General features: G+C 72.1%; 14 protein-coding genes. 5 read left to right on the top strand and 9 right to left on the bottom strand.

The genetic code is table 11. The features are described from left to right. The first annotated feature begins 132 nt into the window (after nucleotides 1–132). Together IO29_RS14790 and IO29_RS14795 are read left to right on the top strand one after the other, a co-directional pair. Nucleotides 133–354: a helix-turn-helix domain-containing protein gene (locus IO29_RS14790; RefSeq protein WP_030378959.1), complete on the top strand. Its 222-nt coding sequence runs from the start codon at nucleotides 133–135 to the stop codon at nucleotides 352–354. A gap of 141 nt (nucleotides 355–495) precedes the next feature. Beyond that, nucleotides 496–1,299, top strand: a complete 804-nt coding sequence (locus IO29_RS14795) for an enoyl-CoA hydratase/isomerase family protein (RefSeq protein WP_030378958.1) — start codon at nucleotides 496–498, stop codon at nucleotides 1,297–1,299. A 151-nt stretch (nucleotides 1,300–1,450) separates the two neighbouring features. Here the strand turns inward: IO29_RS14795 and IO29_RS14800 are convergent, their stop codons facing one another. The 7 genes from IO29_RS14800 to IO29_RS14830 all read right to left on the bottom strand — a co-directional run bounded on the left by IO29_RS14800 (nucleotide 1,451) and on the right by IO29_RS14830 (nucleotide 9,438). After that, on the bottom strand, nucleotides 1,451–2,206 hold the full coding sequence (locus IO29_RS14800) for an SDR family oxidoreductase (protein ID WP_030378957.1): 756 nt from the start codon (nucleotides 2,204–2,206) through the stop codon (nucleotides 1,451–1,453). A 15-nt stretch (nucleotides 2,207–2,221) separates the two neighbouring features. After that, the gene (locus IO29_RS14805) at nucleotides 2,222–4,024 is read right to left on the bottom strand and encodes a glycoside hydrolase family 15 protein (protein ID WP_030378956.1); all 1,803 of its coding nucleotides are present in this window, start codon (nucleotides 4,022–4,024) and stop codon (nucleotides 2,222–2,224) included. Between the two features lie 85 nt (nucleotides 4,025–4,109). Further along, entirely contained in the window at nucleotides 4,110–4,925 is an 816-nt protein-coding gene (locus IO29_RS14810) for an SURF1 family cytochrome oxidase biogenesis protein (RefSeq protein WP_030378955.1), read from the bottom strand. A gap of 54 nt (nucleotides 4,926–4,979) precedes the next feature. Further along, entirely contained in the window at nucleotides 4,980–5,213 is a 234-nt protein-coding gene (locus IO29_RS14815; protein WP_078618191.1) for a hypothetical protein, read from the bottom strand. Nucleotides 5,214–5,326: 113 nt separating this feature from the next. After that, nucleotides 5,327–6,340 (bottom strand): DEDDh family exonuclease, encoded by a 1,014-nt coding sequence (locus IO29_RS14820; RefSeq protein ID WP_030378953.1) that lies wholly within the window; start codon nucleotides 6,338–6,340, stop codon nucleotides 5,327–5,329. Nucleotides 6,341–6,418: 78 nt separating this feature from the next. After that, the gene (locus IO29_RS14825; protein ID WP_030378952.1) at nucleotides 6,419–7,840 is read right to left on the bottom strand and encodes a CoA transferase; all 1,422 of its coding nucleotides are present in this window, start codon (nucleotides 7,838–7,840) and stop codon (nucleotides 6,419–6,421) included. Nucleotides 7,841–7,923: 83 nt separating this feature from the next. After that, nucleotides 7,924–9,438 (bottom strand): S8 family peptidase, encoded by a 1,515-nt coding sequence (locus IO29_RS14830; RefSeq protein ID WP_030378951.1) that lies wholly within the window; start codon nucleotides 9,436–9,438, stop codon nucleotides 7,924–7,926. Nucleotides 9,439–9,772: 334 nt separating this feature from the next. On the opposite strand from IO29_RS14830, the gene IO29_RS14835 reads away from it, so the two are divergent. The 3 genes from IO29_RS14835 to moaA all read left to right on the top strand — a co-directional run bounded on the left by IO29_RS14835 (nucleotide 9,773) and on the right by moaA (nucleotide 12,942). Next, nucleotides 9,773–10,129, top strand: coding sequence for a DUF485 domain-containing protein (locus IO29_RS14835; RefSeq protein WP_030378950.1), 357 nt, complete (start codon nucleotides 9,773–9,775; stop codon nucleotides 10,127–10,129). Next, nucleotides 10,126–11,763, top strand: a complete 1,638-nt coding sequence (locus tag IO29_RS14840) for a solute symporter family protein (RefSeq protein WP_030378949.1) — start codon at nucleotides 10,126–10,128, stop codon at nucleotides 11,761–11,763. The genes IO29_RS14835 and IO29_RS14840 overlap by 4 nt, the downstream gene beginning before the upstream one ends. A 189-nt stretch (nucleotides 11,764–11,952) precedes the next feature. After that, the gene (gene moaA, locus IO29_RS14845) at nucleotides 11,953–12,942 is read left to right on the top strand and encodes a GTP 3',8-cyclase MoaA (protein WP_030378948.1); all 990 of its coding nucleotides are present in this window, start codon (nucleotides 11,953–11,955) and stop codon (nucleotides 12,940–12,942) included. Here moaA and IO29_RS14850 read toward each other — a convergent pair. Next, nucleotides 12,925–13,227: a hypothetical protein gene (locus tag IO29_RS14850; RefSeq protein WP_234307465.1), complete on the bottom strand. Its 303-nt coding sequence runs from the start codon at nucleotides 13,225–13,227 to the stop codon at nucleotides 12,925–12,927. The two genes, moaA and IO29_RS14850, sit on opposite strands and share 18 nt — an antisense overlap. Nucleotides 13,228–13,451: 224 nt before the next feature. Beyond that, nucleotides 13,452–13,847: a DUF3099 domain-containing protein gene (locus tag IO29_RS14855; protein ID WP_030378946.1), complete on the bottom strand. Its 396-nt coding sequence runs from the start codon at nucleotides 13,845–13,847 to the stop codon at nucleotides 13,452–13,454. Between the last annotated feature and the right edge of the window lie 82 nt (nucleotides 13,848–13,929).

Genomic DNA, 13,929 nt, shown 5'->3' on the forward strand with positions numbered 1-13,929 from the left:
ATCCTTCCGCTTGTGGGGACCCGCTCCTGTCGTCAAAACCGTCTCTCATCGACCTTGCCGAATGGGTGGCCAACCCGCCCCGGAGGGGTGATCATGAGAGGACCAGAGCGCACTTCCCATGAGGAGGCACGGGTGGCCGAGACTCTGAAGAAGGGCAGCCGGGTGACCGGCGCCGCGCGCGACAAGCTCGCGGCAGACCTGAAGAAGAAGTACGACTCCGGTGCGAGCATCCGGGCGCTGGCCGAGGAGACCGGCCGCTCGTATGGCTTCGTGCACCGGATGCTCAGCGAGTCGGGCGTCACGCTGCGTGGACGCGGCGGAGCGACCCGGGGAAAGAAGTCCACCTCCGCCTGAGGCCCTCGAGCCCTGGGCGGCCATCGGTTCTCCGATGGTGACCACCCGGGCGGTCGGGTGACCGACCGGGTGGTTACTGTGCAGTCACTTGGGATGCCGGCGTACGGCGTCCCCGACGACCGCACCCCTCGGAGGTACCCCATGGCTTCGCTCGGACTGGACCTCGAACCGGTATTCGACAAGGACGGCGTACGTCTCACCGTGGACGACGCGGTCGCCACGGTGACGCTGACCAACCCCGCCAAGCGCAACCCCCAGGGCCCCGCTCTGTGGCGCGCGCTGATCGAGGTCGGCCGGCTGCTGCCGGGTTCGGTGCGGGTGGTCGTGCTGCGCGGCGAGGGCAAGTCCTTCTCGGCGGGGCTCGACCAGCAGATGCTCACGCCCGAGGGAATCCCCGGCGAGCCCTCGTTCCTCGGTCTCGCGCGCAGCGACGACGCCGAGCTGGACGCGACGATCGCCGCGTACCAGGAGGCGTTCACCTGGTGGCGGCGGAACGACCTCGTGTCGATCGCCACCGTTCAGGGCCATGCCATCGGTGCCGGATTCCAGCTGGCGCTCGCCTGTGACCTGCGCGTCGTCGCGGACGACGTGCGGTTCGCCATGCGTGAGACCAGCCTCGGCCTGGTGCCGGACCTCACGGGTACGTACCCGCTCGTCGGCCTGGTCGGCTACGCCCGCGCCCTGGAGATCTGCGCGACGGGCCGCTTCGTCCACGCGGAGGAGGCGGTGAGCACCGGTCTGGCCAACGCGGCGGTGCCCGGCGCGCAGCTCGACGACGCGGTGCGGGACCTCGTGGACGCGCTGCTTGCGGCCCCGAGGGACGCCGTCGTCGAGACGAAGGCGCTGCTGCGGGGGGCGGCCGACCGCACGTACGACGCGCAGCGCGCGGCCGAACGCGCCGCCCAGGCCCGCCGCCTCCGCGACCTGGCGGGCCTGTCCGACTGACTCGGCCCTCCGGGGCGGGGAGCCTCACAGCTCGGGAGTGCGTGTCGTCGGGCGACTGCGGGTGGGTTCATGGCTGCTCGCGCAGTTCCCCGCGCCCCTTCGAGGGGCGCGGGGAACTGCGCATCTTCAGGGGGCCCGCCGGCGCAGCCCCTCAGAACCCCCGCAGCGCGCCCCCGTCCACCGGCAGCATCACACCCGTCAGATACGACGCCCCCGGCGACAGCACGAACGCCGCCACCCGCCCGAACTCCTCGGGCAACCCGTACCGCCGCAACGGAATCCGCGACTCCTGCGCCCGCCGCGTCGCCTCCGGATCCGCGGACAACGCGTCCAGCTCCCGCACCCGGTCCGTATCGATCCGTACCGGCAACAACCCCACCACGCGGATCCCCCGCGGCCCCAACTCGTCCGCCAGCGACTTCGCGAACCCCGCCAGCCCCGGCCGCAGCCCGTTCGAAATCGTGAGCCCCGGCACCGGCTCGTACACCGACCCCGACAGCACGAACCCGATCACCCCGCCCTCCGCCAGCTCCGCCGCGGCCGCCCGCGCCATCCGCACCGCCCCCAGGAACACGGATTCGAACGCGGCCCCCCACTGCTCGTCCGTGGTGTCGGCGACGAACCCCGGCGGCGGCCCGCCCACACTCACCAGCACCCCGTGGAAGCCGCCGAAGTGCTCACGCGCGGCGGCGATCAGCCGGGCCGGCGTCTCCGGGTCGGCATTGTCCGCGGCCACCCCCACCGCGTTCGGCCCGAGCTCCGCCGCGGCCTCGGCCACGGCCTTCTCGTCCCGGCCGGTGAGCACCACCTTGGCCCCGTCGGCCACCAGCTCCCGCGCGGCGGCGTTGCCCAGCCCCCGGGTCGCCCCGGTGACCACGTACACACGGTCCTTCAGTCCAAGATCCATACGCCTATCCTGCCCTCACTGCTGCGGGAACGCGGGGCTGGCCCCCTTGCCGCCGTACAGGCACAGCGCCGTGTTGACCAGGCCCAGATGGCTGAACGCCTGCGGGAAGTTGCCGAGCTGACGGCCGTCGACCGGGTCGTACTCCTCGGCGAGCAGCCCGACGTCGTTGGCGAGGGCGACGATCCGTTCGAACAGTTCCCTGGCCTCCTCCGTGCGGCCCGTCAGATGCAGCGCCTCCGCGAGCCAGAAGGAGCAGACCAGGAACGTCCCCTCGTCGCCGGGCAGCCCGTCGACGTTGGGGCCGGCCGTGCTGTAGCGGCGTACGAAGCCCTCGTGGCCCAGCTCCGCGCGGACCGCGTCGACCGTGCCGACCACCCGGGGATCCTCCGGCGGCAGGAAGCCGACCCGGGGGATGAGCAGCAGCGAGGCGTCCAGCTCCTGCGAGCCGTAGAACTGGGTGAACGTGTTCCGCTTCGGGTCGTACCCCCGTTCGCACACCTCCCGGTGCACCTCGTCCCGCATCGCCCGCCAGCCGTCGAGATCGCCGTCGAGCTCGGGATTCTCCTCCAGCGCGCGCACCGCGCGGTCGGCGGCCACCCACGCCATCACCTTGGAGTAGACGAAGTGCCGGCGGCCGCCGCGCACCTCCCACAGCCCCTCGTCGGGCTGCTTCCAGGCGGTGCGCAGGAAGTCCATCAGGGCCCGCTGCACCTGCCACATGTGCGGCTTGGCGGGCAGCCCGGCGCTGAGCCCGAGCGAGAGGGAGTCGATGACCTCGCCGTACACGTCCAGCTGGAGCTGGGTCACCGCGTCGTTGCCGATCCGTACGGGGGAGGAGCCGGCGTAGCCGGAGAGCCAGGGCAGCTCCACCTCGCGCAGCCGCCGCTCGCCCGAGAGGCCGTACATGATCTGGAGGTCGGCGGGGTCGCCGGCGACCGCGCGCAGCAGCCAGTCCCGCCACGCCTCGGCCTCGTCCAGATAGCCGGCGCCGAGCAGCGCGTTCAGGGTGAGCGTGGAGTCGCGCAGCCAGGAGTAGCGGTAGTCCCAGTTGCGGACCCCGCCCAGCTGTTCGGGCAGTGAGGTGGTCGGCGCGGCGACGATGCCGCCGGTCGGCCGGTACGTGAGCGCCTTGAGGGTGATCAGGGAGCGCACGACGGCGTCCCGGTGCGGCCCGTCGTAGCGGCACTTGGCCGCCCAGTCCTGCCAGTCCGCGAGGCTGGTGCGCAGGGCGGTGTACGGGTCGACGAGCGGGGGGCGCGGTTCGTGCGAGGGGTGCCAGGTGAGGACGAAGGCGACCTTCTCGCCCTCCCGCACGGTGAACTCCGAGTGTGTGCAGAAGTCCTCGCCCCAGGTGCGCACATGCGGCTCGCTGCGCAGCCAGACGGCGTCGGGCCCCGCGACCGCCACGCGGTGGCCGTCGGTGCGCCGCATCCAGGGGACGATCGAGCCGTAGTCGAAACGCAGCCGGAGCGCGCCGCGCATGGTGACGGCACCGGACAGCCCTTCGACGATGCGGACGACGTCGGGGGCGCGGTCGCGCTGCGGCATCAGGTCGGTGACGCGGACCGATCCCTCCGGGGTGTCCCACTCGGTGTCCAGGATCAGGGAGTCGGGCCGGTAGGCCCGCCGGGCGCAGGTCTCGGCCCCCTTGGGCGCGAGGCGCCAGTGGCCGTTCTGTCTGTCGCCGAGGAGTGCGGCGAAGCAGGCCCCGGAATCGAAGCGGGGCAGACAGAGCCAGTCGAGGGAACCGGCTCTGCTGACCAGCGCGGCGGTCTGTTCGTCACCGATGAGGGCGTAGTCCTCGATGCGCAACTCCATGCGGCTGCGGGTTCCCGGAACGGGACCGGCGCAATCACGCAGGCCCGGGGCGCACGGAGGCATCGAAAGCCCCCCGGGACGGGCCTTACGCCGTGGCGGGTTCCCGCGACTCCGCCGTGTCGCCGTTCCCGTCGTTCTCGCCGTTCTCGCGCTCCGCGCCCGCCCGGTCGCGGGCCTCCCGCCGGGCCAGGACGACCCAGCCCACCGGAACGCCTGCCGAGAACAGCCACCACTGGACGGCGTACGCCATGTGGGGGCCGATGTCGCTGTGGTTGGGGTCCGGGATCAGCTCCGGGCTGCCGCCCTTCGGCTCCGGCGCCGTCAGCTCCACATAGCCGCCGAGGACCTGCTTGCCGAGCCGGTCGGCCTCCTCCTTGCTGTTGATCAGCATGACCTGGCGGTCGGGGAGGCCCTTGACGTTCTTGATGCCGCTGTCGGCGGTCGTCTGGTCCGGCATCAGCCGCCCGGTGACGGTGATCTCACCGTGCGCGGGCGCCGGGATCTTCGGGAACTCGGTCTGCGCGCCGTCCGCCGGGACCCAGCCCCGGTTGACCAGCAGTACCTTGCCGTCGTCCAGGACGAACGGGGTCAGCACGTGATAGCCGACCTCGCCGTCGGTGTTCGTACGGCGCCGGACGACGACCTCGTGCGCGGTGTCGAAGCGGCCCTCCGCGGTCACCCTGCGGTACAGGTCGACGTGTTTGACCTGGCCGCCCGGGGAGGTGAGCGACTCGGCGGGCACCGGCTTCGCGGCCAGCGAGTCGCCTATCACCTTGTTCAGCGCCACCTTGTGCTCGTGCCGGTGCAGCTGCCAGAAGCCCAGCTCGATCATCGTCGGGATGAGCACGAGTGCGATGAGGGTGAGGATCACCCACTGCCGGGACAACAGGAAGCGGTACACCCGATGACGGTACCTCCTGCGCGCGGGCGCCCGACGCGTAGGGGTCCCCCGGCGTCAGACCCGGTCCGTGATGCCCACCCTCCCCTCCGCGCGGGCGCAGTGCGCCCCGCAGTACCAGTGGCCGTCCACATCGACGCCCTGGCCGATGATCTGCACGCGGCAGTGCTCGCAGATCGGGGCCATCCGGTGGATCGCGCAGGAGAAGCAGTCGAAGACGTGCACCGCACCCTGGGCGTGCACCTCGAACGTCATGCCGTAGTCGTTTCCGCAGACCTCGCAACGTGCCATGGGGGACAGGGTGCGGTGCCGCCCCGCGCCGGGCGAGCGACCGCCGGGCGCGTCGCCGCACCGTCACCCGTACGTCCGGTATGCGTTCCAAGTCTGTCTGTTTCCTCTTGTGGTCATTTGCGGCTGCTTGCGCCCTTCGCTTCGCCCGTCGCCGTCGCCGGTGCCACGTTCTGGAGGAGCTGGCCGAAGGCCGCCTCGTCGACCACCGGCGTGCCGAACTGCCGGGCCTTGACCACCTTGGAGGTGCCCGAGTCGGGATCGTTGGTGACGAGCAGGCTGGTGAGCCGGGACAGGCTCGTCGCCACGTGCAGCCCGGCGTCGACCGCGCGGTCCTCCAGCAGTTCGCGGTCGACCGAGGTGTCCCCGGAGAACGCCACCCGCATCCCCTGCTTCAGCGGCCGGCCCTCCTCGTACCTGCCGGGGTTGGGGTAGGGGCACGGCGGCAGCTTGCGGGACTGGCGCCAACTCCCGGGCCGGTAGCCCCCGGCGGGCGTGGCCTGGCGGCCGATGCGCGGCGTGGCGGACCACTCGGTGAGCGGCAGGCACTCCAGGAGCGGCAGCCGGACGTTGTCCCGCGCCGCCGCGTGCAGGCTCGGCCGGAACGCCTCGGCCAGCACGCGCGCGTCGTCCAGCGCGTGGTGCGCCCGCTGCTGGACGACGCCGAAGTGGGCGGCCAGCGTCTCCAGCTTGTGGTTGGGCAGCGGCAGCGCGAGCGCCTTGGAGAGCGCGATGGTGCACAGCCGCTGACGGACCGGCGGCTCGTGGCCCACGCGCGCGTACTCCCGGGCGATCATCGACCAGTCGAAGACCGCGTTGTGCGCGACGAGCACCCGGCCCGCCAGCCGGGCCGCGAACTCCTCGGCCACCTCCTGGAACAGGGGCGCCCCCTCGAGCGCCTCGCTCGTCAGACCGTGTATCCACACGGGGCCGGGATCGCGCTCCGGGTTGACCGTCGTGTACCAGTGGTCCTCGACCTCACCGCGCGCGTCCAGCCGGTAGACGGCCGCCGAGATGATGCGGTCGTCCCGGGCCAGACCTGTGGTCTCCACGTCGACGACCGCGTACCCCTGCGGATACGCGGCCGGCCAGGATGCCGGGGGCGCTGCGATCGTAGGGTCTTCGAGCATGGTCAATGAGAATACGGCCTCCTACTGACAGCGCCGACGGCCCCGTCCGGACCTGGCCCCACGAGGGCTGACGCCCCCTCACCGCCACCGGGCCGCGTCGGCGCCCCACGCCCCCGGCGGCCGCTCCCAGGTCACCGGGGAGTCCGCGAAGCGGACCGGCGACAGGGCGTACCGCAGCCGGCCCGCCCCGCTGCCCGTCTCCGCCAGCCAGGGCGAGGCGTCCTCGTACGGCGCCCCCGGCGCCGACGGGGCCGTCCCGGTACCCGGCGTCCCCGCCTCCGTCAGCCCCGCCTCCGTCAGCCCCGCCCCCGTCAGCCACGCCGCCGTCCGCGCCAGGGCGAGCCGTACGACGCGGGAGCCGCCCCGTTCCGTCTGCTCGGTGAGGGACCGCAGGACCGCCGCCGCCAGCAGATAGCCCGTGCCGTGGTCCAGGGCCTGCGCCGGCAGCACCCCAGGCCGGCCCGCCGCCCCCTCGGTCACCGCGATGCCGGTGGCGACCTGCACCAGGCTGTCGAAGCCTCGGCGCCCGCCCCAGGGGCCGTACGCGCCCCACGCCGACAACTGCGCCACGACCAGCCCCGGCCGCCGCTCGGCGAGCGCCCGGGCGGAGAGCCCGAAGCGGTCCAGCGCGCCGGGCCGGTACCCCGTCACGACCACGTCGGCGCCGGTCAGCAGCTCCTCGAACGCCTTGCGGTCGCCCGGCGCCATCAGGTCGAGCGCCGTGGACCGCTTGCCGAAGTCCATGTCGAGGTGCTGGTCCGGGAGTTCGGGGAGCCCGGGGCTGTCGATCCGCAGCACGTCGGCGCCGAGCAGGGCGAGCGTGCGGGTGGCCACGGGTCCGGCGACGACCCGGGTGAGGTCCAGGACCCGCAGCCCCGCCATCGGGAGCAGGGGCGCACCCGTGAGCGGCACGGGCGTGCGCGCCGGCGCGTCGTCCAGGCGCTCGCGCTCCACCAGGGGGTGCGTGACGAGCGCCCTGCCCTGCGCGTGCGCCGCCCACTCCTCGGGCGTGCGCATCGCCACCGCGAGCCCCCCGGCCGCGTACACCGCCTCCTCCACCTCGGCGGCGGACCGTTCGGCGAGTACCGCCTCGACCGTCTCCGCGGTGGCGTCGGCCGTCAGTTCCAGCGCGCCGAGCAAGCGTGCCCGGTGGTGCGGGTAGTTGGCGTGCGTGCGCACCCAGCCGTCCGTGGTGCGCCAGAAGCGCGACAGCGGCGCGAACGTCTCCGGCGCGCGCCCCTCGACCCGCAGCTGCCGTTCGCTGTGGAAGGCGGTCGCGACGGCCCCGTCGTCCACCCGCACCTCGGGCACCTGTACGAGCCCGGCCCGCCGCGCTTGCCACTCGGCGCCGGCCAGCGCGCACGCCCCCACGCACGCCCGCGCCAGCTCCCGCACGGGCAGCCGAGCCGCGAGCGCCCCCTCCCGTACGACGGCCGAGACCCGGGGGACCAGCGACGCGTCCCCGCCCAGCGCCGCCCACGCCATGTCGATGTCGGTCATGACCGCAGTATGCGCGGGCGCGCGGCGCACGAGAGGGCCGGGTGCGCCACAGGCGCGCCCGGCCCCTCACCTGCCGAACGGGACTACCGCGTGACCGCCTTGAGCGCGTTCACGGTGCCCCACCCGTAGAACCCGTTGCGGTTCTTCGAGCCCTCGCACACCGCGTCGACCTTGCCGTCCGAGTCGATGTCGTACGGCTTGGTGCACGGCGTGGCGTCGGCCTCGGCGTACAGCAGGGCCTTCACCAGCGCGGCGGAAGCGTGCGGGTGCGTCGACTTGATGAGCGCGGCCACACCGGCGACGTGCGGGCTCGCCATCGACGTACCGGCCATGTAGCCCCAGCCGCCGCCCGGCAGTGGGCCGAGGATCAGGCCACTGTTGGCGGGCGGGGCCGGGGTCTGGTAGGCCGTCGAGTCACCGCCGGGCGCGGCGACGTCGATCTGGCCGAGGCCGTAGTTGGAGAACGACGACTTGATGCCCTTGGCGCCGGTCGCGGCGACGGTGACGACACCCGGCAGCTGGGTCGGGATGTCGTAGCACTTGGAGGTGTCGATCACCCGGTCCCCGGGGGTGGTGTCGTTGGGGGAGGAGGGGTCGGTGATCTCGTCCGCGGCCAGGTCGTAGCTCTCGTTGCCGGCGGCGGCGACGTTGACCGTGCCCTTGTGCTCCGCGTACCGGGTGGCCCGGGTCAGGGCCGTGACGAGCGCCTTCTGGTCCGGGTCGTCGGTGCAGTTGAAGTACCAGGGGTCGGTGTAATAGCTGTTGTTGGTGACGTCGACGCCGTGGTCGGCGGCCCACATGAAGCCGCACACCACCGCCTCGGTGTAGAAGAAGCCGGCCGTCGTGGCGACCTTGATGCCGGCCACCTTCACGCCCGGCGCGACACCGGTGATGCCGACGCCGTTCTTGGCGCCCGCGATCTCGCCCGCCACGTGCGTGCCGTGCGGGCTCTCCTCGGCGGTGGGCCGCCAGGCGCCGTCGGCCGTGTTCGCCTTGCCGGAGACGCAGTTGGCGGAGGCCTGGCGGTCGAAGTTGGGCGCGATGTCCGGGTGGGTGTCGTCGACGCCGGTGTCGATGACGGCGACCGTCACCTTGCGGCTGCCGAGCGTCTTCTCGTGCGCCTTGTCCGCTTTGATGGCGGGCAGGTCCCACTGCAACGGCTCCAGCGGGTCCTGGCCGTCGACGGCCTGGGCGCCCGCCACCTCCTGCGCCGAGAGCGCCTTGGGGGTGCCGACGTCGGTGGTGGACTGCGCGGGCAGCGGGGCGGTACGGGTCGCACCGGCCGACTGGACGCCGGGCACCCGGCGGACGGTTCTCGCGAAGTCGGCGTTCGAGGAGTGGACGACGATGACGCCTATCTTGTCGTACGAGGTGACGACCGTGCCGCCGGCCCTGCTGATGGCCCGCTGCACCCGGGCCGAACTGCCGTGCCCCGGGGTGACGTTGACGACGTAGCTGAGCGGGGTGCCGTCGGCCGTGGCGGCCCCCGGCGTCCCCTCGGCGGCGAAGGCGCCGGTGTTCGGCAGGAAGGCGAGGGCGGAGGCCATGGCCATTCCGAGCGGAAGGGCTATGACGCGGCGCGAGCGCAGACGAGGCATGGGATCTCCACATCATCCGTAAGCGTGAAAGCCCGGGACGCGGGTGGACGGCCCGGGCAGGTACATGACGGGTGGTGCAGGGTGACGCTATCCCGCGTCCTCGCTGGTCAGCAATGAGTTCGCAAAATCACCCGGATTGATGATGTCTCGGCGGAGCGCCGAAGCGGGTGCCGAAGCGGGTACGGAAGACGTCCCCGGAAAGCCGCCGCGGATGTTGAACCGGTCGGCGGGCCGGTCCGTGACCTTGTGCAGGGAACGGGAGAGTGACCGGGAACACACCCTCCTCGTTCACCGTCGTCACCACCCGTACGCACCAGCAACGCGAGGAGACTTCGTGGCCACCGACGCACCTCCCCCTTCGAAGGCCGAACCCCGGCTCCCGTCGACCGAGGAGTTCACCGCGGTGCAGCAGAGCGCCGAGTTCGGTGAACTGCGCCGCGCCCACCGGTCGTTCGCCTTCCCGCTGACCATCGCCTTCGCCGCCTGGTACCTGCTCTACGTCCTGCTGTCCAACTACGCGGGCGACTTCATGGGCACCAAGCTCTTCGGCAACATCAACGTCGCCCTGGTGCTCGGCCTCGCCCAGTTCCTCACCACGTTCCTCATCGCCTGGTGGTACTCGCGGCACGCCGCCGCCAAGCTCGACCCCAAGGCGGACGCCATCAAGGCCCGGATGGAGGGCGGCGCATGAGCCCCGCACACCCCGCAGCACACACCACCCTGCTCGCCGCCGGAGAGGCCGGCGAGCACCGCACGCTGATCATCACCCTGTTCGCGGTGTTCGTCGCCGCCACGCTCGTCATCACCGTCTGGGCGGGCCGGCAGACCAAGGACGCCGCCGACTTCTACGCCGGCGGCCGCCAGTTCAGCGGCTTCCAGAACGGCCTCGCAGTCTCCGGCGACTACATGTCCGCCGCCTCCTTCCTCGGCATCGCCGGCGCCATCGCCCTGGCCGGCTACGACGGCTTCCTGTACTCCATCGGCTTCCTGGTCGCCTGGCTCGTCGCCCTCCTCCTGGTCGCCGAACCCCTGCGCAACTCCGGCCGTTACACCATGGGCGACGTGCTGGCGTACCGCATGCGGCAGCGCCCGGTGCGCACCGCCGCGGGTACCTCCACGATCGTCGTGTCGATCTTCTACCTGCTGGCGCAGATGGCCGGCGCCGGCGTCCTCGTCTCGCTGCTGCTCGGCATCACCAGCGACGGCGGCAAGATCGCGATCGTCGCCCTGGTCGGCCTCCTGATGATCGTGTACGTCACCATCGGCGGCATGAAGGGCACCACCTGGGTGCAGATGGTCAAGGCCGTGCTGCTGATCATCGGCGCCATCCTGCTGACCTTCCTGGTGCTGCTGAAGTTCGACTTCAACATCTCCGACCTGCTCGGCAAGGCCGCCGAGAACAGCGGCAAGGGCTCCGCCTTCCTCGAACCCGGACTGAAGTACGGTGCCACCGGCACCACCAAGCTGGACTTCATCTCCCTGGGCGTCGCCCTGGTCCTCGGCACCGCCGGACTGCCGCACATCCTGATCCGCTTCTACACGGTGCCCACCGCCAAGACCGCCCGGAAGTCCGTCAACTGGGCCATCGGCCTCATCGGCGGCTTCTACCTGATGACCCTCGCCCTCGGCTTCGGCGCCGCCGCGCTGATCAAACCGGACGAGATCATCGCCTCCAACAAGGCGGGCAACACCGCGGCCCCGCTGCTCGCCCTTCATCTGGGCGGCGTGGATTCCACCTGGGGTGCGGTCCTGCTCGCCTCCATCTCCGCGGTCGCCTTCGCCACGATCCTCGCGGTCGTCGCGGGGCTCACCCTGGCCTCCTCCTCGTCGTTCGCGCACGACATCTACGCCAACGTCATCAAGAAGGGGAAGGCGGGCGAGAAGGAGGAGCTGCGCGCGGCCCGCTGGGCGACCGTCGGCATCGGCGCCGTCTCCATCGTGCTGGGCGCCCTCGCCCGTGACCTCAACGTGGCCGGCCTCGTCGCGCTCGCCTTCGCGGTCGCCGCCTCCGCCAACCTGCCGACCATCCTCTACAGCCTGTTCTGGAAGCGGTTCACCACCTCCGGGGCGCTGTGGTCGATCTACGGCGGCCTGGTCACCGCGGTCGGACTCGTGCTGTTCTCGCCGGTGGTCTCCGGCAAGCCGTCGTCGATGTTCCCGGACGTCGACTTCCACTGGTTCCCGCTGGAGAACCCGGGGCTCATCTCCATCCCGGTCGGCTTCCTGCTGGGCGTGATCGGCACGCTGCTGTCGAAGGAGAAGCCGGACGAGGGCAAGTACGCGGAGCTGGAGGTGCGGTCCCTGACCGGCACGGGAGCGCACTGAGCACCTGATCGACCCCCGCCGGGGCCGCGTCGTGCACCGCACGGCGCGGCCCCGGTGTGTGCGGGGGCGCTGGGGGACGTACAGGATTCGCGGATTCGCGGCAGAGACGCCTCGGCCGTTGTCGGTGGCGTCACGTAGGCTCGCAGTTGTCGGGAAGAATTACGCAGTGACCCGAGGGAGGGGGCCCACGTGCTCATCGACACCTACGGCCGGGTGGCCACCGACCTGCGCGTCTCGCTGACCGACCGCTGCAATCTGCGGTGCACCTACTGCATGCCCGAGGAGGGCTTGCAGTGGCTGGCCAAGCCGGACCTGCTCACGGACGACGAGATCGTCCGCCTCATCGACATCGCGACCGGCACCCTCGGCATCACCGAGGTCCGCTTCACCGGCGGCGAGCCCCTGCTGCGCCCCGGGCTCGTCGGCATCGTCGAACGGGTCGCGGCCCTCGAATCGCGCCCCCGGATGTCCCTCACCACCAACGGCATCGGCCTCAAGCGCACCGCGACGGCCCTGAAGGCGGCGGGCCTGGACCGGGTCAACGTCTCGCTGGACACGCTGCGCCCCGAGGTCTTCAAGACCCTCACCCGCCGGGACCGCCACAAGGACGTCCTCGAAGGTCTCGACGCCGCCCGCACCGCCGGACTGACCCCCGTCAAGGTCAACACCGTGCTGATGCCCGGCCTCAACGAGGACGAGGCCCCCGACCTCCTCGCCTGGGCCGTGGAGCACGACTACGAGCTGCGCTTCATCGAACAGATGCCGCTCGACGCCCAGCACGGCTGGAAGCGCGAGGGCATGGTCACCGCCGGGGACATCCTCACCGCGCTGCGCACCCGCTTCACACTGACCCCGGAGGGCGCGGAGGAACGCGGCGCCGCCCCCGCCGAGCGGTGGATCGTGGACGGCGGCCCGCACCGCGTGGGCGTGATCGCCTCCGTCACCCGCCCGTTCTGCGCCGCCTGCGACCGTACGCGGCTGACGGCCGACGGGCAGATACGGACGTGTCTGTTCGCGCGGGAGGAGACGGATCTGCGCGAGGCGCTGCGCTCGGGCGCGCCCGACGAGGAGATCGCCCGCATCTGGCGCGTGGCGATGTGGGGAAAGAAGGCCGGATCCGGTCTGGACGACCCCACGTTCCTCCAGCCGGACCGCCCGATGTCAGCGATCGGCGGCTGAACCGTCACCCTGCCCGGCGGCCGGTCCGCCGGGGTGCGGGGCGTCGCCGCCGGGGTGCGGGGTTTCGTCGGCCGGTTCCCATTCCTCCAGCCGTACGACGTCCTTCAGGAACCCCCGCACGCCCAGGAACTGGGAAAGATGCTCCCGGTGTTCGCCGCAGGCCAGCCAGGTCTTGCGGCGCTCGGGGGTGTGCAGCTTGGGGTTGTTCCAGGCCAGGACCCATACGGCGGCGGCACGGCAGCCCTTGGCGGAGCAGATCGGGGTGGCGGGATCATCGGGGACCATCACACCGCGACAATACCGGCCGGTCACAAGGCGACGCCGAGCAGCCACGGGGGGAGCTGCCCGGCGTCGGTCTGTCGCTCCGACGGGGGATGCGGAGCGCGTACGAAGTATGTCACGGGTAGCCCGTCGCCCGGCACCGGAACAGCACGATTGATCTGAGGATTCTTCGGCTCCCCCGCGGGGGCTGCGCAAGGGGTGGTTCCGGTTCCGCGGATCCGCCGTGGTCAGGCCCGTTCGCGCGACTCGCCGCGCGGTCCCGCGGCCGCCCCGGGCAGCGGATCGTCGGCGCCCGAACCCGTGGCACGGTCGGCGGCCGGCGGCGGGATCATCGGACGCGTGGGCATCCGCACGAACGTGGACGGCAGCCCCGGAGCGTTCTCCCGGCCCGCGTTGGCGATCACCACGGCGACGTAGGGCAGCACCGCACCGAGCACCAGGGCGACAATCGCGACGTACCGCTCCACGTTCCACAGAGAGGCGGCGAGGATCACCGCGACGGTGCGCAGCCCCATGGAGATGACGTACCGCCGCTGCCGCCCGCGCACATCGTCGGCAAGACCCTGCCGGGCGCCGGTGATCCGGAACACCTGGGCATTGCCGCCGCCGTTCCGCTTCGCCATCACTTCCACCGCCCACCTGCCCCACTGCCCGCCCGGCCCGTACCGGTGCGAACCCGGTCGGGCCCCGCTCCGAACATCTCAA

The sequence above is a fragment of the Streptomyces sp. NRRL F-6676 genome (assembly GCF_000725625.1).
Classification (GTDB): Bacteria; Actinomycetota; Actinomycetes; order Streptomycetales; family Streptomycetaceae; genus Streptomyces.